Raw genomic sequence first — 19,300 nt, forward strand, 5'->3', positions numbered from 1 at the left:
GACACCCTACCGAGTCCGGCATCAGTTCCACTGTTCGTGCGGTGGCTCGGCGTCGACGACTTCCAGGTCCTGCGCTCGCCCGGCCCGGTCGAACGCCCGGACGCTTTCGGCTTCCCACGGCGGGACCGCGACGAACACGACGGCGTGGAGGTCGTCTTCGCGTGTGACCGCTCGTTTTCCGATCGGGTGTGAGACGAAGCGGCCGTGCGTCTGTCCGGGCGGTGTTCCGAGGTCGACGCCGAACACGGCATTGACCGACCCGCCAGCGGAAGGCATGTAGAAGTCAGTGAACACTGGCGTCTCGGGTTCCAAATCGCCAGCGCCGTCGAGGTCGCCTGCAGCGGTCGCTGCCAGTGAGAGCGTCAGCGGTTCTGGGTCGGCCGTCTCGGCGAGGTCGACGAGGACTTCGAGCAGCCCACGAGTTACGAAGACCACGGGATAGATAGGCGGGCTGAGGGGAAAAGCGCTCGGTCGATTGCTTCGCCTGCCCGCTTCGACGAACCATCACCGTCAAGAGCAGCTACCGAGTACCTGCTGGCGATGGACGTCAGCATCATCGGGAGCGGCTACGTGGGAACGACGGCCGCGGCGTGTTTGGCCGACCACGGTCACGACGTGGTGAACGTCGATATCGACGAGGACATCGTCGCTTCGATCAACGACGGAGAATCGCCGGTTCACGAACCCGGGCTTCCGGAACTCATCGCGGAACACGCGGGTGGGCGACTCCGGGCGACGACGGACTACGACGCCGTGCTCGACACGGACGTGACGGTCATCGCGGTCGGCACGCCCTCGCGTGGCGACGGCAGTATCGACACCTCGGTCGTCGAGGCCGCCACGCGGTCGCTCGGTGAGACGCTGGCACAGAAAGACGAGAGCCACCTCGTCGTGATGAAGAGTACGGTCGTTCCCGGGACGACCGACGAACTCGTTGCGTCGACACTCACCGACGCGGGCGGCCTCACCGTCGGCGAAGACGTACATCTCGCTGTCAACCCGGAGTTCCTCCAGATGGGGAGTGCCGTCGAGAACTTCCAGCAGCCCCACAAAATCGTGCTCGGGACACAGGCCGACGACGAGTGGGCGCTCGACACGCTCCACGAACTGTTCGAGCCTATCGTCGACGAGGCGGACCCTGCCGTCGTCGAGACTGGCCTCCGCGAAGCCGAGATGATCAAGTACGCGAACAACGCGTTTCTCGCGAGCAAGGTCAGTCTCATCAACGACATCGGGAACATCTGCAAGGAGTTCGACGTCGACGCGTACGAGGTCGCAGACGCCATCGGTCTCGACGACCGTATCGGCGACCGCTTCCTGCGGTCCGGACTCGGCTGGGGTGGCTCGTGCTTCCCGAAGGACGTCGCGGCTATCATCGCCGCCGCGAAGTCACAAGGATACGAACCGCCGCTGCTCGAAGCCGCGGTCGAGGTGAACGACCTCCAGCCCCAGCGATTGCTCGACATTCTCGCCTCGCACGTCGACCTCAATGGCGCGAGAATCGCCGTCCTCGGCCTCGCGTTCAAGCCCGGCACCGACGATATCCGTGGCACCCGCGCCATCCCCGTCATTGAGGGACTGTGCGACCGTGGTGCTGACGTGGTCGCCTACGACCCCGTGGCGGTGGACAACGTCCGAGAACAGTATCCCGCACTCGACATCGAGTACGCTGACTCGGCGGCCGAGGCCCTTCGCGACGCCGATGGCTGTGCAGTCGTCACTGCCTGGGACGAATTTGCTGCGCTTTCCGACGAGTTCGACGACATGGCGTCTCCCGTGGTCGTCGACGGCCGGCACGTCATCGAACGCCGCGACGGACTGACGTACGAAGGACTGACGTGGTGAACTGCTGTCCTGGAACTGTTTTCGGTTGCGTCTGTCCTGCGACGAGCGTCACCTATGCGACCCACCTCGTGCGCACTGGACCGAGCAAGCTGCGACGAACGCATGTTCTATCTCTCCCGCCGTCGTACGGACGACTTGCGATGTTGAAACAGCGACTGAAACCGAAGCGGGGTCGTGTCTCGGCCGCACAGCGGACGCTCGAAACGCGAGTGGCGAATCCTGTCTTCGGTGCGCTGTTGCGTTCACCGCTCCATCGGCTGGCGAGTACTCGGCTGATTCTCCTCTCGTACGCGGGCCGCCGGAGCGGGAAGCAGTACACGATTCCGGTCGTGTACACCCGCGTCGACGGCGCGCTCGTCGTCGTCACGCCGCGGTCTGAGAGCGTGTGGTGGCGAAACTTCCGCGAGAGCCACCCCTGTAGCGTCTGGTACCGCGGTGAAGAACGGTCGGCGACAGGGACTGTCGTCTCGGGTCCCGAGCGGCGACGACTCCTTTCGGCGTACGTCGACGAACACGGACTGCTGGCGCGCAGCCTCGGTGTTCGGCCCGGAAGTGTCGACGCCGATGCCGACACGAACGACGGGACACCTGCGGACCACCTCGTAGTGGTCCGACTCACGCTCGGGCCGTCTGGATTACGGACGAGAATGCGGACGGTCCCGAACGTCGTTCGGGGACTGTGAGGGTTTAGAAACGGAGCACGGACTATCAGCGTCTCGCTCAAACCGCGTCGGCGACGAGTCGCACCACTGCGAACGGGAGCGCAACCACGCCGCCGAGGAGGACGGTCCACGCCAGCAGCGCGAGCAGCAAGCCGACGCCGGGGACGACTGCGGCCAGTGAGACCAGGGCGGTCAGGAGGACGAGCAGTCCGAACACGGCGAGTGTGCCACGGACGAGGATGGTCGGGATGGTCTTTCGGGCGGTTCGACGGGTAGTGATGTGGGCGTTCATCGTCGTTCTTCTGTAGGACTCCGGCGGACAAATATATAATCTGAATTACATTTCTGTAACCGAACGAACCGAAATTCGGTTCTGTCGGAGAATTGGTGATTCGGGAGGCGATTCACTCGCAGAAACAGTCGTCGGGCGGGCGGTTCGACTATCTGAGCGCTTCGGGGAGTCCCGTGTGCCGGATGCCGCTTCGTTCTTCGACGACGAAGCGGTAGACGAGTACGTCTATGTCCCCGCTCGTCCGTGCGGTTTCGAGCAGGTCGGGTCGCCATGCCTCGTCGAGGACCGATTCGATGTCGCCCCACTCGGCCGCCGGCACGAGCTCGACGACGCCCCGAAGCAGGACGCTCTCCCACGTGAACGGTGACTGCGCGTCGTACACGAGGAAGCGCGCACTGGTCGCAGTCTCGGTCAACGACTGTTTCGTACTCTCCGGACCGAGCAGGTACGTGAAGTAGAGGTTGCGCTCGCCGTCGTACCCGTACGACATCGGGAGCAAGTACGGTGCGTCGTCTGCAGCGAGGCCGAGGACGCCAGTTCGGTGACTCGACAGGAAATCGTTCATCGCCGTGTCCGCCATCTGTTCCAGTCCGTACTGCTCCAATTCGTCGACGGTCATACCTACTGTAGGCCCCGATAAATCATAAGCAACTCGTCAATTCCCACGGTCGTGCACTGGGGCGACGATTCGTCCCGTGGTCGTCCGACCGTCGCGTCGCGCTCAGAACGGGAGGAACGAACGAGCGTTCTTCGCGTACAGGCCGAGCATCTTCTTGCGCGAGTTCGCCAATGCCTCGGTGAGTGCGTGAGACGCATCGGTCTGGATGCCCGCACCGTGACCGACGGCGAGGACTTCCACGTCGATGCCGTCGAGTTGTCGCCGGGGCGGAACCGCCCGAAGCATCGGGTGGACACCGAGTCGCTCACCGCTCCCACAGAAGTAATTGACCGTCCCGACGGATTCGGGCACCCAGAGCACCTTCGTCTCCGGGTTCCACAGTCCCGCCTCCTGCCAGAAGCGGTTGTCTCGAAGCCGAAGCACGCGGAAGCCGGTATCCCCCAGCCGATTGCCGAAGCGCTCGACTGGTGCGTTCAGTTCCTCGGCGACGCCCTCGAACCAGTTCGGGATGTACACCGGAACGTCGTGGCGGTTGGCGATGGCGGCACTGTCTCGCTTGTGGCGGTCCAGCGTGACGACGACACCCGCGACTTCGCCGCGCTCTGCGAGTCGTTCGTCGAGTCCGGGCACGTCGACGGGGTCGACGACCCACACCTCGCCAGCGCTGGATGCTGTCCCGCCAGCTGACGAGTCCTGCCCGTCACCATCGACGACGAGCGCGTGACTCGCACGCTGCATCGTCTCGTCCGGATAGGCGATCCAACCGAATCCGTGCTCGTGCTCGGTGACGACACGGTAGTCTTTCGCCGCGCCGGAGCCTTTCATTCCCATACCCTCACTGAGGCACGCTGGGGAAATAAGGGACTGCCTTACGGCAGACAGGTCACGAGACCAGAGAGACCGGCCTGGCACGTCGTCTGTCCGCCGACTCGTTTTAAGCGACTTCCCCACGAAGCACCGGTATGCTCTCGACGCTGCGCTGGCTGGCACTGGAGGTCAAGTACCTCGACCCAGCCGCCGACTTCTACGGGGAGACACTGGGGATGGCCGAGCGTCGCCGAAGCGACCACGAGGTGGTGTTCGGCGCGGGCGAGACCGACTTCGTCCTCCGGCGACCGTCGACGGTCCCTCGCGGCGGGGTCCACACGCACTTCGCGTTCTCCATCCCGGCCGCCGAGTACGACGAGTGGTGGGACGTCCTCTCTCGCGACTACGACCTCGACGAGTTCGTCTTCGGCGAGTCGCGGTCGCTGTACCTGTACGACCCGGACGGCAACTGCGTCGAGTTGGGCCAGACCGACGTGGCCGGCCCGGGCGTCGACGGGCTGTTCGAAGTCGTCCTCGAAGTCACGGACCTCGCCCGTGCTGAGTCGTTCTACCGCGACCTCGGCTTCTCGGTCGTCGACCGCGGCGGGAACCGAACACGAGTTCGCTTGCAAGGACCGGTCGCCCTCGAACTCTGGGAACCTCACCTCGGCCTCGCGGACGCACGCGGTGGGCTCCACGTCGACCTCGGTTTCGGCGGTGACGCGGTCGCGGCACGCGAAGCTATCGGTGACGAGGCGTGCGCCGTAGAACAGGTCGACGGCGGCGTCAGAATCCTCGACCGCGACGGGCACTACGTGACCGTACTAGACGAGTAGGCCCCGTCGGCCAGAGATGTCAGCAGGTCAGAGCCGGCTCGTGTCGATGTCGATGCCCGGCGGCGAGACGATGAGGAAGCCACGGAAGTGGACGAGTTCGCCGCCCTCCTTCTTCACGGCGCGGGCGAAGCCCGCCGCGAGTTCGTTCACGTCGCCCTCGACGTGCAAGACGAGGATACGGCCGCTCATCACCACGTCTATCCAGTCCTCTGGCGCGGTCTGTCCGTCGAGCACCCCGAGTTCGACGGCACCGACGAGGTCACCATCCTCGTCCTCGTCGAGGTGGTCCTCGACAACCTGCAGGTCCAAGTCGAATTTACCCATGGGCGACTACTCGGGGTGGGCCGAGAAAAATCCTTGCGTGTTCGAAGCCGGTCGAGTCGCGGGTAGGTCAGTCCTGTTTGTACTCCTTCCGGTAGCCACGGAACTCGGTCCGGTGGGCTTCCTCGTCGGCGAGGATGGTGACCGCGAGGTCTTCCGTCACGGGGTCGTCGTTCGCCTCGGCCGCGTTGATGAGGTCGCGATACGTCTGGATGGCATCTTCCTCAGCTTCGATGACGCCTTCGATGACCGACAGCACGTTTGTCGTGTCCTCCGGCGGCTGGAGCGACTCCTGTCGGGCCGTGAAGTCCATCGACCCGGGTGGGGATTCGTCGAGTTGCTTCAGTCGGTCGCCGAGCTGTCGCGCGTGGGTGAGTTCCTCTTGAATGTCCACGTCGAGGCTGTTCTTGATCTCCTCCGCGCGCACGCCGTCGAGCGCGATGGAGTTACTCAGGTAGTTCATCACGGTCTCGATTTCGTCGCCGTAGGCCTTGCGCAGGAGTCGGATGACTTCGTCGTCTGCCATACGTCGAACTACGGTTCGAGGGTCCTTATGTCATGGCGACGATGCCACCTCTTCCGGTTCCTGTAGGGCTTTACTCGACCCGGACGAGGGGAGGTGACAGGTCGTAGTGGCCCGCAATCGACACCGGTACGTGTTCGCTGGTGCAGACGCTGGAGGCGTCGATGCGCGCGAGGGCGACCCACCAAAATTCCACGTGATTCTGCGCAAAATCTGTCGGGTGATGCGCACGGGTAATCTGCAATGAGGTTGCTATGAACAAGACAATATAAGGAATATGTATTCGGTTATAGTCGCTGCAGTCGTGCGATTCGGCGATTCGTCACGGTCGTTCATCTGCCATCAGATTCGTTCACGAATCCTGTCACAGCACCACATTTATATACAAGATAGGGCCTCCCACCGAGTACGATGTCATCCAACGACACACCTCGCTCTGACACCCCTCAGGGCGGTCGAGTTCTTCCAGGGCACACTGAACGCCACGACTGAGTTTGACACAGCTCGAGTCTTCGACACCACGCTGCGCGACGGTGAACAGTCCCCACGTACATCGTTCTCCTACGACGATAAGCGAGAGATAGCTGCGGCGCTGGACGAGATGGGTACCCACGTCATCGAGGCCGGGTTCCCCGTCAACTCCGACGCCGAGTTCGAAGCTGTCTCCGACGTGGCGAAGTACACTGACGCGACCACTTGCGGGCTGGCCCGCGTGGTGGACAAGGACATCGAAGCCGCCATCGACTCCGGCGTCGAGATGGTCCACGTCTTCGTCAGCACCTCTGACGTACAGATAGAAGACTCCATGCACGCCACGCGCGACGAGGTCAAACAGCGCGCCATCGATTCCGTCCAGCGCGTGAAAGAGGCCGGCGTCGAGTGCATGTTCTCGCCGATGGACGCGACCCGGACCGACGAACCGTTCCTCATCGAGATGGTCGAGGCCGTCACCGAGGCGGGCACCGACTGGATCAACGTCCCCGACACCTGCGGCGTCGCCACGCCGCGGCGGTTCTACGACCTCATCGAGACGGTCGGCGAGCACACGACCGCAGAAATCGACGTGCACACGCACGACGACTTCGGCCTGGCCACCGCGAACGCGCTGGCCGGCATCGAAGCCGGTGCCTCGCAGGCACAGGTCTCGGTGAACAGTATCGGCGAGCGCGCCGGCAACGCGGCCTACGAGGAGTTCGTCATGGCCGTCGAGTCGGTGTATCAGGCCGACACGGGCATCGACACGACCCGCATCACCGAGTTGAGCCGACTGGTCGAGGAGAAGTCCGACATGCCGGTGCCGGCGAACAAGCCGGTCGTCGGCCAGAACGCCTTCAGCCACGAGTCGGGCATCCACGCCGCCGGTGTCATCGAGAACTCCGACACGTTCGAGCCGGGGGTCATGACCCCGGAGATGGTCGGCGCGAAGCGCGAACTGGTACTGGGCAAGCACACCGGCGTCCACGCCGTGCGCGAGCACCTGGTCGACGCGGGCTACGACCCGACCGAATCGGAGGTCCGAGAAGTGACCCGCAAGGTGAAAGACACCGGCGCGGACAAACAGCGCGTGACCGCGCGGACCGTCCGTGAGTTCGCCGAGGAAGTCGGCGTCGACACGATGGACGAGCACGAGGAGGTGACGGCGTGATGCACGTCACAGACAACATCTGCCCCACCACCAAGGTTTATATCCAGGGAGGGTCCTACCCAACTGGTAATGAGACAGTCTCCCACCGCCGCGCGAGTTTCCCTCGCCAGCGGTCGGGCTGTCGTACGTATTCTGTCGATTGTAGGGGCCGCCTAGCCCCTACTCACTCCCCTCCGCCGACTCTCGAACCGACTTCACAGCCACAGCCGACAGCACGTACGACACCGATGTCACAGCCAACCACACGACCCACTGCCGCACCGACGGCAGCCAGCCCGACAGGAACCAGCTATCGACCATGAGCGAACGCGCGACACCGATTCCCACCGAGACAGCCACAGGTGAATCGACCGAGTCGGACGCGGCGACCGACGCCGCCGACTCGACGACGGACACCGACGGCTCCGGCACGACCGAGACGCCCACCGACCAGCCCGCAGAGACCGAGGTACCGAAGACCGGCGCGACGGCGGTCGTCGAAGCCCTCGAAACCGCGGGCGTCGAGTACGCCTTCGGCGTGCAGGGCGGGGCCATCATGCCCGTCTACGACGCGCTGTACCACTCCGACATCAGCCACATCACGATGGCGCACGAGCAAGGCGCGTCGCACGCGGCCGACGCGTACGGCATCGTCTCCGGCGAGCCGGGCGTCTGCCTGGCGACCTCGGGCCCGGGCGCGACCAACCTCGTCACGGGTATCGCCGACGCCTCGATGGACTCTGACCCGGTCGTCGCATTGACCGGACAGGTCCCGACGGACTTCGTCGGTAACGACGCGTTCCAGGAGACGGACACCACGGGCGTCACCGCGCCCATCACGAAGACGAACACGTTCGCCTCCCACCCCGATACGGTGGGAACGGACGTGTCCGAAGCGTTCGCGCTGGCCCGCGAGGGCCGCCCCGGCCCGACGCTGGTCGACCTGCCGAAAGACGTGACGCAGGCGGATTCGACCGCCGAACCGCAGGAACCGACGACGCCCGACACCTACGAGTACCAGACCCACGCGGACGACGACGCGGTTCGGGCGGCGGCCGACGCCATCCAGTCGGCGAACCGCCCGGTCTTGCTGTTCGGCGGCGGCGTCATCAAGGGCGACGCGACCGAGGAGGCACGGGAACTGGCGACTACGTACGAGATTCCAGTCGTCACGACGATGCCTGCCGTCGGCGCGTTCCCCGAAGACCACGAACTGGCGATGGAGATGGCCGGTATGCACGGCACCGGCTACGCGAACATGGCCGTCACCCACACCGACTGCCTCGTCGCGGTCGGCTGCCGGTTCGACGACCGCCTGACCGGCGGCATCGAGACGTTCGCACCCGACGCGGAGGTCGTCCACGTCGACATCGACCCCGCGGAAATCAGCAAGAACGTGCAGGCGGACTACCCGCTCGTCGGCGACGCGGGCACGGTCATGACGCAACTGCACGAGGCAATCGAGACGCCGCCGCAGACGAAGAAGTGGCGCGCGACCTGCCAGCAGTGGAAGTCCGAGTACCCGATGGACTACCGCGCGCCCGACGACGAACCGCTGAAACCGCAGTTCGTCGTGGAGGCGTTCGACGAAGCGACAGAGGACGACGCCATCGTCACGACCGGCGTCGGCCAGCACCAGATGTGGGCGGTCCAGTACTGGACCTACACCGAACCCCGGACCTGGGTCTCCAGCCACGGCCTGGGAACCATGGGCTACGGCCTGCCCGCAGCAATCGGCGCGAAAATCGCCGCACCCGACCAGCAAGTCGTCTCCTTCGAAGGTGACGGCTCGTTCCTGATGACCATGCAGGAACTGTCGGTCGCGGTCCGCGAGAACCTGGACATCACGGTCGCCGTCCTCAACAACGAACACATCGGGATGGTCCGCCAGTGGCAGGACGCCTTCTTCGGCAGCCGCCGGATGGCCTCCGAGTATCACTGGTGTCCCGACTTCGCGAAACTCGCCGAAGCGTTCGGCGCGAAGGGCATCGCGGTCGACGACTACGACGAAGTCGCCGACGCCGTCACGGAGGCTCTGGAGTACGACGGGCCGACGGTCATCGACTTCCACGTCGACCCCGAGGCGAACGTCTACCCGATGGTCCCGAGCGGCGGCGACAACGGGCAGTTCGCACTGGAGGATGGTCACCTATGAGCAGTCACAGTAACGGGCTGGACGGCCCAGCCCCGGAGGAACGCCCGACCCCGCAGGGGCGGCGTAACTCACAAGGCATCCGCATCGACCCCGAAGTCGAGGCCGAACAGCCACCGCGGCGCGCGGTCATCTCCGTGCTGGTCGAACACGAGCCGGGTGTCCTCTCGGACGTCTCCGGCCTGTTCAGCCGCCGGCAGTTCAACATCGAGAGCCTGACCGTCGGGCCGACGGCGGACGACTCGAAGGCGCGAATCACGGTCGTCACCGAGGAACCCGACCCGGGCATCGACCAGTTGGAGAAACAGCTCCGAAAAGTCGTGCCCGTCATCGCGGTCAACGAACTGCCCGCGGACGCCATCAACCGGGAACTTGCCCTGATAAAGGTCGAGGGCACCCAACCGGACCAGGTCGCGGCCGTTGCCGACATGTACGACGCGAAGACGGTCGACGCCAGTCCGGAGACCGTGACCGTCGAAATCACCGGCTCGCGCCAGAAGATAGAGTCGGCCGTCGACACGTTCGAACGGTTCGGCGTCCGCGAGATTACCCGAACCGGGACCGCCGCCATGGCGCGCGGGACGACCGATACGGCACACGGGACCGACGCCACAGCCGACAGCACAGACGCGACGACCACCACCGCCACCGATTCAGACCAATGACAGACGAGTTCACCACCGACGTGTACTACGACGACGACGCAGACGCATCGTACATCGAGAACAAGACCGTAGCCGTCCTCGGCTACGGGAGCCAGGGTCACGCCCACGCGCAGAACCTGAGCGAGAGCGGCGTCGACGTGGTCGTCGGCCTGCGAGAGAGTTCGTCTTCGCGGAGTGCCGCCGAGGCAGATGGCCTCGACGTTGCGACGCCGTACGAGGCAGCCGAGCAGGCCGACGTCGTGGTCTTCCTCGTCCCAGACACGGTCCAGCCGGCCGTCTTCGAGGAGATCGAACCAGCGCTCGAACCGGGCGACACGCTCCAGTTCGCACACGGGTTCAACATCCACTACAACCAGATTCAGCCGCCCGAGGGCGTCGACGTGACGATGGTCGCACCGAAGAGCCCGGGCCACATCGTCCGCCGGACGTACGAGCAAGGCGAGGGTGTCCCCGGCCTCATCGCGGTGTACCAGAACGCGACCGGCGAGGCGAAGTCAGAGGCACTGGCGTACGCACAGGCCATCGGCTGCGCCCGCGCGGGCGTCATCGAAACGACGTTCCAGGAAGAGACCGAGACCGACCTGTTCGGCGAGCAGGCCGTCCTCTGTGGCGGCGTCACCTCGCTGGTCAAGCAGGGCTACGAGACGCTGGTCGACGCCGGCTACAGCCCGGAGATGGCCTACTTCGAGTGCCTGAACGAACTGAAGCTCATCGTCGACCTGATGTACGAAGACGGACTCGGCGGCATGTGGCACTCCGTCTCGGACACGGCCGAGTACGGTGGCCTGACCCGCGGCGACCGCATCGTCGACGAGCACGCACGCGAGAAGATGGAAGAAGTCCTCGAAGAGGTCCAGAACGGCGAGTTCGCCCGCCAGTGGATCTCAGAGAACCAGGCGGGCCGCCCGAGCTACTCACAGCTGAAGCAGGCCGAGGAAAATCACGACATCGAAGCCGTCGGCGAGGAACTGCGCGCACTGTTCGCGTGGCAGGACGACGACGAAGAGACGGAACAGGACGCGGAAGCACCGCCAGCAGACGACTAACCACGACGCAACCAACTACGCACCCCCCAACAATGACGACGAAACACGACGACTCCGACCGACACTCGATGCGAGACGTGAGCCACACCAACCCGAACACCGGCGAGAGCATGGGCCAGGTGTTCGAACACGGCGTGACCATCGTCGCAGACGGTGGCCGTGACCCGGCCCGCGAGGGCGACGCGGAGACGGAGACCGACGAGGAGAACCGAACCATGGAAGAAGTCGACCACACACCGCCCCACGACGGCGGCGAGGCCACCGACCGGGTGTTCGCCCGCGGTGGCGAGGACGACGACAGCGTAGAAGCAGAGGAATAGCATGTCCGAGGGCACGCTCTACGACAAGGTGTGGGACCAGCACAGGGTCACCACGCTGCCGACCGGACAGGACCAGTTGTTCGTGGGCCTGCACCTCATCCACGAGGTGACCAGCCCGCAAGCGTTCGGGATGCTCAGAGAGCGCGACTTGGAGGTCGCCTATCCCGAACTGACGCACGCGACGGTGGACCACATCGTCCCGACGGCCGACCAGTCCCGACCGTACGAGGAGGACGCGGCCGAGGAGATGATGGCCGAACTGGAAGAAAACGTCCGCGAAGCGGGCATCCAGTTCTCGGACCCGGACTCTGGCGACCAGGGCATCGTCCACGTCATCGGACCGGAGCAGGGGCTCACCCAGCCCGGCAAGACCATCGTCTGCGGCGACTCGCACACGTCGACGCACGGCGCGTTCGGCGCGCTCGCGTTCGGTATCGGGACGAGCCAGATTCGCGACGTCCTCGCCACGGGGACCATCGCGATGGAGAAACAGCAGGTGCGCAAAATCGAGGTCACCGGCGAACTCGGCGACGGCGTCGAGGCGAAGGACGTCATCCTCGAAATCATCCGTCGCCTCGGGACCGACGGTGGCGTCGGCTACGTGTACGAGTACGCCGGCGAAGCCATCGAGAACCTCGACATGGAAGGCCGGATGAGCATCTGCAACATGTCCATCGAGGGCGGTGCCCGCGCGGGCTACGTCAACCCCGACGAGACTACCTACGAGTGGCTGGAAGGCCGCGACGAGGTGCCCGAGGGCGACGAGTTCGAGGAGCGCAAGGGGTACTGGGAGTCCATCCGCTCCGACGATGACGCAGAGTACGACGACGTGGTCACCATCGACGGCTCGGAACTCGAACCGGTCGTCACGTGGGGCACCACGCCCGGACAGGGCGTCGGCGTCACGGAACCGATTCCGGCACCTGAGGACCTGCCAGCGGACAAGCAGGACACGGCCCGACGCGCACAGGAACACATGCGCGTCGAACCCGGCGAGACGATGGAAGGCTACCCAATCGACGTGGCCTTCCTCGGTTCGTGTACGAACGCCCGCTTGCCCGACCTGCGCCGCGCCGCACGCGTGGTCGAGGGTGAGCAGGTCGACGACGACGTTCGCGCGCTGGTTGTCCCCGGCAGTCAGCGCGTACAGGAGACTGCCGAACAGGAAGGTCTCAAGGAGACGTTCGAGGAAGCCGGCTTCGACTGGCGTAACGCCGGCTGTTCGATGTGTCTCGGCATGAACGAGGACCAACTGGAGGGCGACGAGGCGTGTGCCTCCTCGTCCAACCGGAACTTCGTCGGTCGACAGGGGAGCAAGGACGGCCGCACCGTCCTGATGAACCCGCGCATGGTCGCCGCCGCGGCCATCCACGGTGAAGTGACCGACGTTCGCGATGTCGCCGAGACGGAGGTGGTCTCGAATGACTGATTCGGACGACGGCCCCGCCGAAACGGTCGAACACGTCTCCGGTACCGGTGTCCCGGTCCGCGGGAACGACATCGACACCGACCAGATAATTCCGGCTCGGTTCATGAAGGTCGTCACCTTCGACGGGCTGGGCCAGTTCTCGTTCTTCGATTTGCGATACGACGACGACGACGAGGAGAAAGACCACCCGTTCAACGAGGAGCAGTTCCAGGGCGCAAACGTCCTGGTCGTCAACAGCAACTTCGGCTGTGGCTCCTCGCGCGAGCACGCCCCGCAGGCGCTCATGCGCTGGGGCATCGACGCCATCGTCGGCGAATCCTTCGCCGAGATTTTCGCGGGGAACTGCCTCGCGCTCGGCATCCCGACGGTCACCGCGGATTCGGAGACGGTACAGGCGATTCAGGACTGGGTCGACGCGAACCCCGACGACGACATCGACGTGAACGTGGCCGCAGAGACGGTGACCTACGGCGACACGACCGTCGACGTGACCGTCGACGATGCCCAGCGAAAGGCACTCGTCGAGGGTGTCTGGGACACGACCGCGCTGATGAAGGCGAACGCTGGTGAGGTCGAGAACACGGCCGTGAGTCTGCCGTACGTCGACGGAGGTGAGCAGGCGTGACGGAGAAAATCGCAGTCATCCCCGGGGACGGCATCGGTCAAGAAGTCGTCCCCGCAGCAGTCGACGTACTCGACGCGGTCGGCAACTTCGAGTTCGAGTACGGCGACGCAGGCGACGCGACCAAAGAAGAAACGGGCGACGCGCTCCCGCAGAAGACGCGGGACCTCGCGTCACGGTGTGACGCGACGCTGTTCGGCGCGGCCGGCGAGACGGCGGCGGACGTAATTCTCCCACTCCGCGACGTGGTGAACTCGTTCGTCAACGTCCGGCCCGCGCGGGCCTACCCCGGCGTCGACGCACTCCGCCCCGAAACGGACCTCGTCTTCCTTCGCGAGAACACCGAAGGCGTCTACTCCGGTCACGAGGACCGACTCTCTGACGACCTGTCGACGCTGACTCGCGTGGTCACGTCGTCGGCGTCGGCACAGCTCGCAGAGTACGCCTGTGAGTACGTCGAATCTCGCGACGTGGACGGCTTCCACGTCGCGCACAAGGCGAACGTGATGCGCGAGACGGACGGTCGCTTCCGCGACACCGTGGTCGACGTGGCCGAGTCGAACGGCGTGGAGACGGAGGAGGTCCTGATGGACGCCTTCGCCACCCACGTCTGTCTCGACCCGGAGCAGTTCGACGTGGTCGTCTGTCCGAACCTCGCGGGCGACGTGCTGTCGGACCTCGCCGCGGGACTCGTCGGCGGTCTCGGGCTGCTCCCGAGCGCGAACATCGGCGAGGACAACGCCCTGTTCGAGCCGGTCCACGGGACCGCGCCCGATATCGCGGGCGAGGGCGTCGCCAACCCGGCGGCGACGATTCTCTCCGCAGCGATGCTGCTGGAGTACCTCGGCTACGAGGACGAGGGCGAGTCGGTGCGGAGCGCGGTCCGCGAAACGTTGGCGGAGGGACCGCACACGCCAGACCTCGGTGGTGACGCGAGTACGGAAGACGTGACGAGCGCCGTCGTCGAGCGACTGGACTGAGACGCTCGCCGACGCGCGGCGACATATCCTATTGCTGTACCGAGACGATTCGAGCGACAGTGAAGTACTGTTCTCCAGTCAGCGACGGTAAACCACTGTTCCCCAGAAGTCGGTGAGACCGAACCATGTGATAGAAGCCCGAACGGTTATCCGACGAGCCTTCACTGTCCAGTACATGGCTGTCCTTGACGAGTTCTCGGGGTTCGAATTCGAGGACCTGATGGAGGACGTGTTTCGAAATCTCGGATACGAGAACGTCCACCAATCGACGAAGACGGGTGACGAGGGGCGAGATATACTCATGGAAGAGGTCGTCGACGGCGTCCGCAGAGGCGTCGTCGTGGAGTGCAAACACACCAGTTCGGTCGGTCGGCCTGTCGTGCAGAAACTGCACTCGGCCGTGACAACCTACGATTTCGACGGGCCTGTCCGTGGCATCGTCGTCACGACGGGGACGTTCACGAACCCGGCGCGGGAGTACGCTGAAAAGGTGCGTGCGAACGGCGGCGGAACGACCATCGAACTCATCGACGGCACCGACTTGCGGCGGATCGCAGACGAAGTCGGCCTCGACATCTACAACGGGCACATCGAAATTCTCTGTACCGACACCTTACGACCGTTCGACCCGACAGCTGGGGCGGATGCACCGGTCCGGGATGCGTTTCGTGACGTAGACAACCTCGACATCGGCCGTGTCCCTTCGCCGTCCGGGCAAATCGAGTTGCAACCGGTTCTATCGATAACCGCGAGCATCGACGCTGTGTTCGAGACTTCTGTCGGCGTCGTCCACGAGATTCACGAGTCGGCACGCTTCGTCGTCGACGCGAACCGGGGCCATCCCGAGATAACGAAAGACGAGGTGAGACAGCTAGTCGACGGGAATTGGACCAACACAATCGAGGTCGACGAAGCTAGTCTTGGAGAGACGTACGAAACAGTCTCCACTGCACACTTCGGACAGACCGAGACGGCGTACAAAGACTGGGCAATCGACCAACTCAGGACCCGCTACACGACGACGGTCCACTACACGGGCGGGAATAATGTCGACTACGAGAAAGACTGTGAGCCGAAACGGTCCGACGTCACGGTCCAGTCCATAGAACCCGTGTATCTCCCAAAAATTCGACAGACGACGACGCTCGGTGAGTACGACTACCCATACGAGTACTACGCTGCCGGCCCGTCGAGACTGACGCTCGAGGACGGCGTTCGGCGGTGTGTACACTGCGACAGTTCCGGTGGCTCGTACACGTTCTGTACGAACTGTGGCAGCGTCAACTGTGGGTCGCACACGAAGACGGAGCGTGTCGAGGAAACGCCCATCTGTACTGGCTGTGCCGTGACCGAACGGTTCGCACTTCGAACGAAGTACTTCTACGACGAAGCGAACCGAGACGAGTTCCGGGCGGAATACGAGGAGATGGCGGTGCACGAGAAAGCGATGGAGAACAAGCCCCTCGTCGCTGGGTCGTTCGTCGGTGCAGTCGTGACGGTACTGTTCGTCTTGACTTCGATGGGACTAGTGTAGCCACCCCGACAATCGTTTCAACTAGCTGTGTGTGCGGTGAGTATGGACGAACTGACGAGGACGAACACCGTCTACGAGTCAGACTCGGCGTCGTACGTCGAGAAGTACCAGTCGATGTCCGTCGCCGAGACCTTCGGCGACCCGTTCTTCGACGCGCTGTCGGGTGAGCGCGTCCTCGACGTGGGCTGTGGTCCCGGTCCCGACTCGGCCGTCTTCGCCGAGCGCGGCTACGACGTGGTCGGTTTCGACCTGACGGCGTCGTTCCTCGATGCGGCGCGAGATGCAGTCCCCGCTGGGCGATTCGCTCGCGGCGACATGCGGCGGCTGCCGTTCGCCGCCGACGCCTTCGACGGCGTCTGGGCGTGTGCGTCGTTCCTGCACGTCCCGCGTGATGATGCGGCCGCGACGCTCGACGAGTTCCGGCGTGTCCTCGTGCCCGAGGGCGTCGCACACGTCTCGGTGAAATGCGGTGACGGCGGGAGCTACGACGAGAAGGGGCGATACTTCGAACACTACCAGCCAGACGAGATTCGCCGACTGTTCGAAGAAACGGGGTTCGAGGTATCAGCAATCGAGACGACAGATCTGTGGATAAACGTGTTCGGGCGGAACCGCGACTAGGGTTTCGCGACCAGCAATGTACGTGCTCGACGAGTTGTACTAGGGCGCTCGACGAGTTCCTCACCTTCACCGCACTGGACCCAACTGGAGTCGGTCGTGGATGCAGTCCTCGCTCGCAGGTCCGAGGACAGCCAATACAGCGCCGGCGCTCACGACACGTTGCATATCTGAGAGAGTCATTATCCCCACCGGGAGCCTATCTCTGGACGTATGCCGACCATCGAGATTAGCGACCGGACGAAAGAACGACTCGACGCGCTCCGTGAAGAGGACGAGACTGACGACGAACTCCTCACAGAACTCATCAACATCTACGAAGCGAGCGAGCGCAGCCTGTTCCACGCGGGTGACTAGTTCGACGAATCGTCCGCCGCAGCGTCGGTGTCGCTGTCACTGCCCGCCGCGGCGAACCGGCAGATTTCTTCCCAGCGACCCTTCGACTCGAGGTGAGCCTGTAGCTCCTCTGCGTACGACGAGGCGAGTTCGCTGGCTGCAGCCTCCCGTTCCGCGTGGCGCTCTTCGTCGCCGCCACCCATCCCGAGCGCATCCTTCACCGAGCCGAACAGTCCACCGCTCTTTTTCGACTGCTGATTGCCGCCGGACGCGCCACCCATCGCTTGCATCTGTTGCTGGATGTTCTCCAGTTCCGGGATGATGGCCGAGAGGTTCGAGTCGTCGACCGTGATGTGTGCGTCGTCCGGGTTCTCGGCGTTCTCGACTTCGAACTCGACGGCGCTCATGATGAGGTCCCACTCCTGATTGGAGAACTCGGAGTCGAGTACGTCCTGCGTGAACTCTTTGTCGACCGTCATTCGCTCGCCGACGATGTGGTCCGTCCAGCGGTTTGCCATAGGCGACGTTGGGAGAGGACGGGTATCAGAATTGTGCCTCGGTCCGAGAACTTCGTATTCCTGTCAGAAAAACGTTCTGCAGTTCGGGAAGTTTCTGGAATCGTACACTGGTTATGGGGCCGCTGCGCTCGCAGGTCGAGACGGTCCCCATGGACGAAGACAAGTACCCTCCCGAGACCGACCGGCGGCGCTTCGTGAAAGGCGTCGTCGGTGGTTCCGCCCTCGCCGGCATCACGACCGCCGGTGCAGCAGCAGTGAACGCCACGACTAGCCGTATCGGGTCCGGTGGCGGCAGTACGACGTATCGTGCGATTCGCAACGTCGACGGTCCAGCACCGCGGGGCATGCCCCAGATTCCACTCACGACCGACGACGATGGCTACCTCATGGGCGTCTGGCCCGAACCCGAGGAACGTGAACTCGACGACGGGACGACCGTGACCGTCGCCGAGACGGACATCGGCGGTGTCACGTACTCCTCTCGCTGGTTCCAGTACTGCGGCGTCCAGACCTACGAGAGCATCCAACCCGACGCCGAACAGGACAACTACATCCGGTACAACGGCGTGACGCGCTACGACTGGCAACGGAGCCAGACCAGCGGTGGCGACAAAGTTCATCTCGACGACTTTGCCGACTACGAGACGTGGACGAACGACATCGGCGACGCCGGATACGGCAAGCCAGCCACCTGTTCGTGGCGGTCACAGGACGTCAAGGACGAAGAGACCCTCGCGGTACAGGTCATCCGCAGTCCGCGTATCGAAGCGGCAGCCCAGGAGAGCGAGTGGCTCGCAGCGAGTACAGTCGAGGGCTGTATCGCCTATCTGAACAAGTGTACCCACTTCTGCTGTATTCCGGGATTCAAAAACAGTGGCGACGCGCCAAAGTTCGGCGCGTCGAACCTGAGTTACTGCGGCTGCCATCAGTCGGTGTACGACCCCTTCGACGTGGTCGAGCGGACGTTCACCGCGCTACCGAGACCGTCGAACTAGCGAGACGGTCTCGCGACTGCCCGCTCAGAACGCGTCGTCTTCGAGTTCGACCGTCGCGTGGAGGTCCGACTTGAGCGCGTCGTGGACCTTGCAGAGCTGTTCTGCGCGCTCGACGACGGCGTCGCCCTTGTCGCCGACGTCGTTCTCGACTTTCACGTCGAACGTGATGGCGGCGAGTTTGTCGTCGTCGTTCAGGTCGCCCGTGGTCGTGATTTCGACTTTGCCGAGGTCGCCGGCCTGTCGCTGCTCGGCACCGACGCGAAGCGCCGGGACGAAACAGGCGGCGTAGGTCGCGAGCAGTGTTTCGAGTGTGTCCGGCGCGGACTCGCCGGTCGCGTCGATGGTCGTCTCGAAGTCACGGATCTCGTTCGTCGCGCTGAATCCCTCCTCGGAGATGGTGCGAACTTCCTTGGACATTGCACCTGCAACGTCACGCGCGAGAGAGGTAAAGTCACCGTTAGGGGAAGCACTCGTCGCGCGCGGCCGAGGCTCACCCCGGCCGCTGAAACCTCCGAATCTCGGCTCGTTCTGGCTTCAATTTGGGTCTAACTTCCGG

At 64.2% G+C, this 19,300-nt stretch carries 23 protein-coding genes; 15 read left to right on the forward strand and 8 right to left on the reverse strand.

Translation table 11 applies throughout. The annotated features are described in order from the left end of the window. Positions 1 to 21: 21 nt before the first annotated feature. Complete coding sequence (locus ACSC1P_RS03060) at positions 22 to 435, reverse strand: JAB/MPN domain protein-containing protein (RefSeq protein ID WP_435358658.1); 414 nt, start codon at positions 433 to 435, stop codon at positions 22 to 24. A gap of 105 nt (positions 436 to 540) precedes the next feature. Between ACSC1P_RS03060 and aglM the strand changes: the two genes are divergently transcribed. After that, positions 541 to 1,845 (forward strand): UDP-glucose 6-dehydrogenase AglM, encoded by a 1,305-nt coding sequence (gene aglM, locus ACSC1P_RS03065; RefSeq protein ID WP_435358659.1) that lies wholly within the window; start codon positions 541 to 543, stop codon positions 1,843 to 1,845. A gap of 140 nt (positions 1,846 to 1,985) precedes the next feature. Further along, positions 1,986 to 2,528, forward strand: a complete 543-nt coding sequence (locus ACSC1P_RS03070) for a nitroreductase/quinone reductase family protein (protein ID WP_435358660.1) — start codon at positions 1,986 to 1,988, stop codon at positions 2,526 to 2,528. Between the two features lie 37 nt (positions 2,529 to 2,565). Here ACSC1P_RS03070 and ACSC1P_RS03075 read toward each other — a convergent pair whose 3' ends face one another. The 3 genes from ACSC1P_RS03075 to ACSC1P_RS03085 all read right to left on the reverse strand — a co-directional run bounded on the left by ACSC1P_RS03075 (position 2,566) and on the right by ACSC1P_RS03085 (position 4,249). Continuing rightward, positions 2,566 to 2,799: a hypothetical protein gene (locus tag ACSC1P_RS03075; RefSeq protein WP_435358661.1), complete on the reverse strand. Its 234-nt coding sequence runs from the start codon at positions 2,797 to 2,799 to the stop codon at positions 2,566 to 2,568. A gap of 148 nt (positions 2,800 to 2,947) precedes the next feature. After that, positions 2,948 to 3,418 carry a pyridoxamine 5'-phosphate oxidase family protein gene (locus tag ACSC1P_RS03080; protein WP_435358662.1) on the reverse strand — a complete coding sequence of 157 codons (471 nt, stop codon included), beginning with the start codon at positions 3,416 to 3,418 and terminating at the stop codon, positions 2,948 to 2,950. Between the two features lie 102 nt (positions 3,419 to 3,520). After that, on the reverse strand, positions 3,521 to 4,249 hold the full coding sequence (locus tag ACSC1P_RS03085) for a hypothetical protein (protein ID WP_435358663.1): 729 nt from the start codon (positions 4,247 to 4,249) through the stop codon (positions 3,521 to 3,523). Between the two features lie 131 nt (positions 4,250 to 4,380). Between ACSC1P_RS03085 and ACSC1P_RS03090 the strand changes: the two genes are divergently transcribed. Then, entirely contained in the window at positions 4,381 to 5,061 is a 681-nt protein-coding gene (locus ACSC1P_RS03090) for a VOC family protein (protein ID WP_435358664.1), read from the forward strand. A gap of 27 nt (positions 5,062 to 5,088) precedes the next feature. On the opposite strand, the gene ACSC1P_RS03095 is transcribed toward ACSC1P_RS03090, so the two are convergent. Both ACSC1P_RS03095 and ACSC1P_RS03100 read right to left on the reverse strand, forming a co-directional pair. After that, the gene (locus ACSC1P_RS03095; RefSeq protein WP_435358665.1) at positions 5,089 to 5,385 is read right to left on the reverse strand and encodes a DUF5779 family protein; all 297 of its coding nucleotides are present in this window, start codon (positions 5,383 to 5,385) and stop codon (positions 5,089 to 5,091) included. A gap of 67 nt (positions 5,386 to 5,452) precedes the next feature. Beyond that, positions 5,453 to 5,908: a ferritin-like domain-containing protein gene (locus tag ACSC1P_RS03100; RefSeq protein ID WP_435358666.1), complete on the reverse strand. Its 456-nt coding sequence runs from the start codon at positions 5,906 to 5,908 to the stop codon at positions 5,453 to 5,455. A gap of 433 nt (positions 5,909 to 6,341) precedes the next feature. Here ACSC1P_RS03100 and ACSC1P_RS03105 point away from each other — a divergent pair, with 433 nt between their 5' ends. The 11 genes from ACSC1P_RS03105 (at position 6,342) to ACSC1P_RS03155 (ending at position 17,252) form a co-directional block, all read left to right on the forward strand. After that, positions 6,342 to 7,550, forward strand: a complete 1,209-nt coding sequence (locus ACSC1P_RS03105) for a LeuA family protein (RefSeq protein ID WP_435360254.1) — start codon at positions 6,342 to 6,344, stop codon at positions 7,548 to 7,550. 298 nt (positions 7,551 to 7,848) lie between these two features. Further along, positions 7,849 to 9,684 carry a biosynthetic-type acetolactate synthase large subunit gene (gene ilvB, locus ACSC1P_RS03110; protein WP_435358667.1) on the forward strand — a complete coding sequence of 612 codons (1,836 nt, stop codon included), beginning with the start codon at positions 7,849 to 7,851 and terminating at the stop codon, positions 9,682 to 9,684. After that, complete coding sequence (gene ilvN, locus ACSC1P_RS03115; protein WP_435358668.1) at positions 9,681 to 10,346, forward strand: acetolactate synthase small subunit; 666 nt, start codon at positions 9,681 to 9,683, stop codon at positions 10,344 to 10,346. The genes ilvB and ilvN overlap by 4 nt, the downstream gene beginning before the upstream one ends. After that, complete coding sequence (gene ilvC, locus ACSC1P_RS03120; protein ID WP_435358669.1) at positions 10,343 to 11,392, forward strand: ketol-acid reductoisomerase; 1,050 nt, start codon at positions 10,343 to 10,345, stop codon at positions 11,390 to 11,392. Before ilvN ends, ilvC begins: the two co-directional genes overlap by 4 nt. Positions 11,393 to 11,424: 32 nt before the next feature. Then, complete coding sequence (locus ACSC1P_RS03125; protein WP_435358670.1) at positions 11,425 to 11,712, forward strand: DUF7989 family protein; 288 nt, start codon at positions 11,425 to 11,427, stop codon at positions 11,710 to 11,712. A 1-nt stretch (position 11,713) separates the two neighbouring features. Further along, complete coding sequence (gene leuC, locus ACSC1P_RS03130; RefSeq protein WP_435358671.1) at positions 11,714 to 13,141, forward strand: 3-isopropylmalate dehydratase large subunit; 1,428 nt, start codon at positions 11,714 to 11,716, stop codon at positions 13,139 to 13,141. Next, positions 13,134 to 13,766, forward strand: a complete 633-nt coding sequence (gene leuD / locus ACSC1P_RS03135) for a 3-isopropylmalate dehydratase small subunit (RefSeq protein WP_435358672.1) — start codon at positions 13,134 to 13,136, stop codon at positions 13,764 to 13,766. Before leuC ends, leuD begins: the two co-directional genes overlap by 8 nt. Next, positions 13,763 to 14,743 (forward strand): 3-isopropylmalate dehydrogenase, encoded by a 981-nt coding sequence (gene leuB, locus ACSC1P_RS03140; RefSeq protein WP_435358673.1) that lies wholly within the window; start codon positions 13,763 to 13,765, stop codon positions 14,741 to 14,743. The genes leuD and leuB overlap by 4 nt, the downstream gene beginning before the upstream one ends. Positions 14,744 to 14,918: 175 nt before the next feature. Next, positions 14,919 to 16,277, forward strand: coding sequence for a restriction endonuclease (locus ACSC1P_RS03145; RefSeq protein ID WP_435358674.1), 1,359 nt, complete (start codon positions 14,919 to 14,921; stop codon positions 16,275 to 16,277). A gap of 42 nt (positions 16,278 to 16,319) precedes the next feature. Further along, positions 16,320 to 16,898: a class I SAM-dependent methyltransferase gene (locus tag ACSC1P_RS03150; protein ID WP_435358675.1), complete on the forward strand. Its 579-nt coding sequence runs from the start codon at positions 16,320 to 16,322 to the stop codon at positions 16,896 to 16,898. Positions 16,899 to 17,108: 210 nt separating this feature from the next. Continuing rightward, positions 17,109 to 17,252, forward strand: coding sequence for a DUF7557 family protein (locus ACSC1P_RS03155; RefSeq protein WP_435358676.1), 144 nt, complete (start codon positions 17,109 to 17,111; stop codon positions 17,250 to 17,252). On the opposite strand, the gene ACSC1P_RS03160 is transcribed toward ACSC1P_RS03155, so the two are convergent. Next, positions 17,249 to 17,749, reverse strand: coding sequence for a DUF5799 family protein (locus tag ACSC1P_RS03160; protein WP_435358677.1), 501 nt, complete (start codon positions 17,747 to 17,749; stop codon positions 17,249 to 17,251). The genes ACSC1P_RS03155 and ACSC1P_RS03160 overlap by 4 nt on opposite strands. A gap of 149 nt (positions 17,750 to 17,898) precedes the next feature. On the opposite strand from ACSC1P_RS03160, the gene ACSC1P_RS03165 reads away from it, so the two are divergent. Beyond that, on the forward strand, positions 17,899 to 18,744 hold the full coding sequence (locus tag ACSC1P_RS03165; protein ID WP_435358678.1) for a Rieske (2Fe-2S) protein: 846 nt from the start codon (positions 17,899 to 17,901) through the stop codon (positions 18,742 to 18,744). 24 nt (positions 18,745 to 18,768) lie between these two features. Here ACSC1P_RS03165 and ACSC1P_RS03170 read toward each other — a convergent pair whose 3' ends face one another. Then, entirely contained in the window at positions 18,769 to 19,161 is a 393-nt protein-coding gene (locus tag ACSC1P_RS03170; protein WP_435358679.1) for an OsmC family protein, read from the reverse strand. Positions 19,162 to 19,300: the final 139 nt, after the last annotated feature.

It is taken from the genome of Haloarchaeobius caseinilyticus, from assembly GCF_051207395.1.
Taxonomy (GTDB): Archaea; Halobacteriota; Halobacteria; order Halobacteriales; family Natrialbaceae; genus Haloarchaeobius.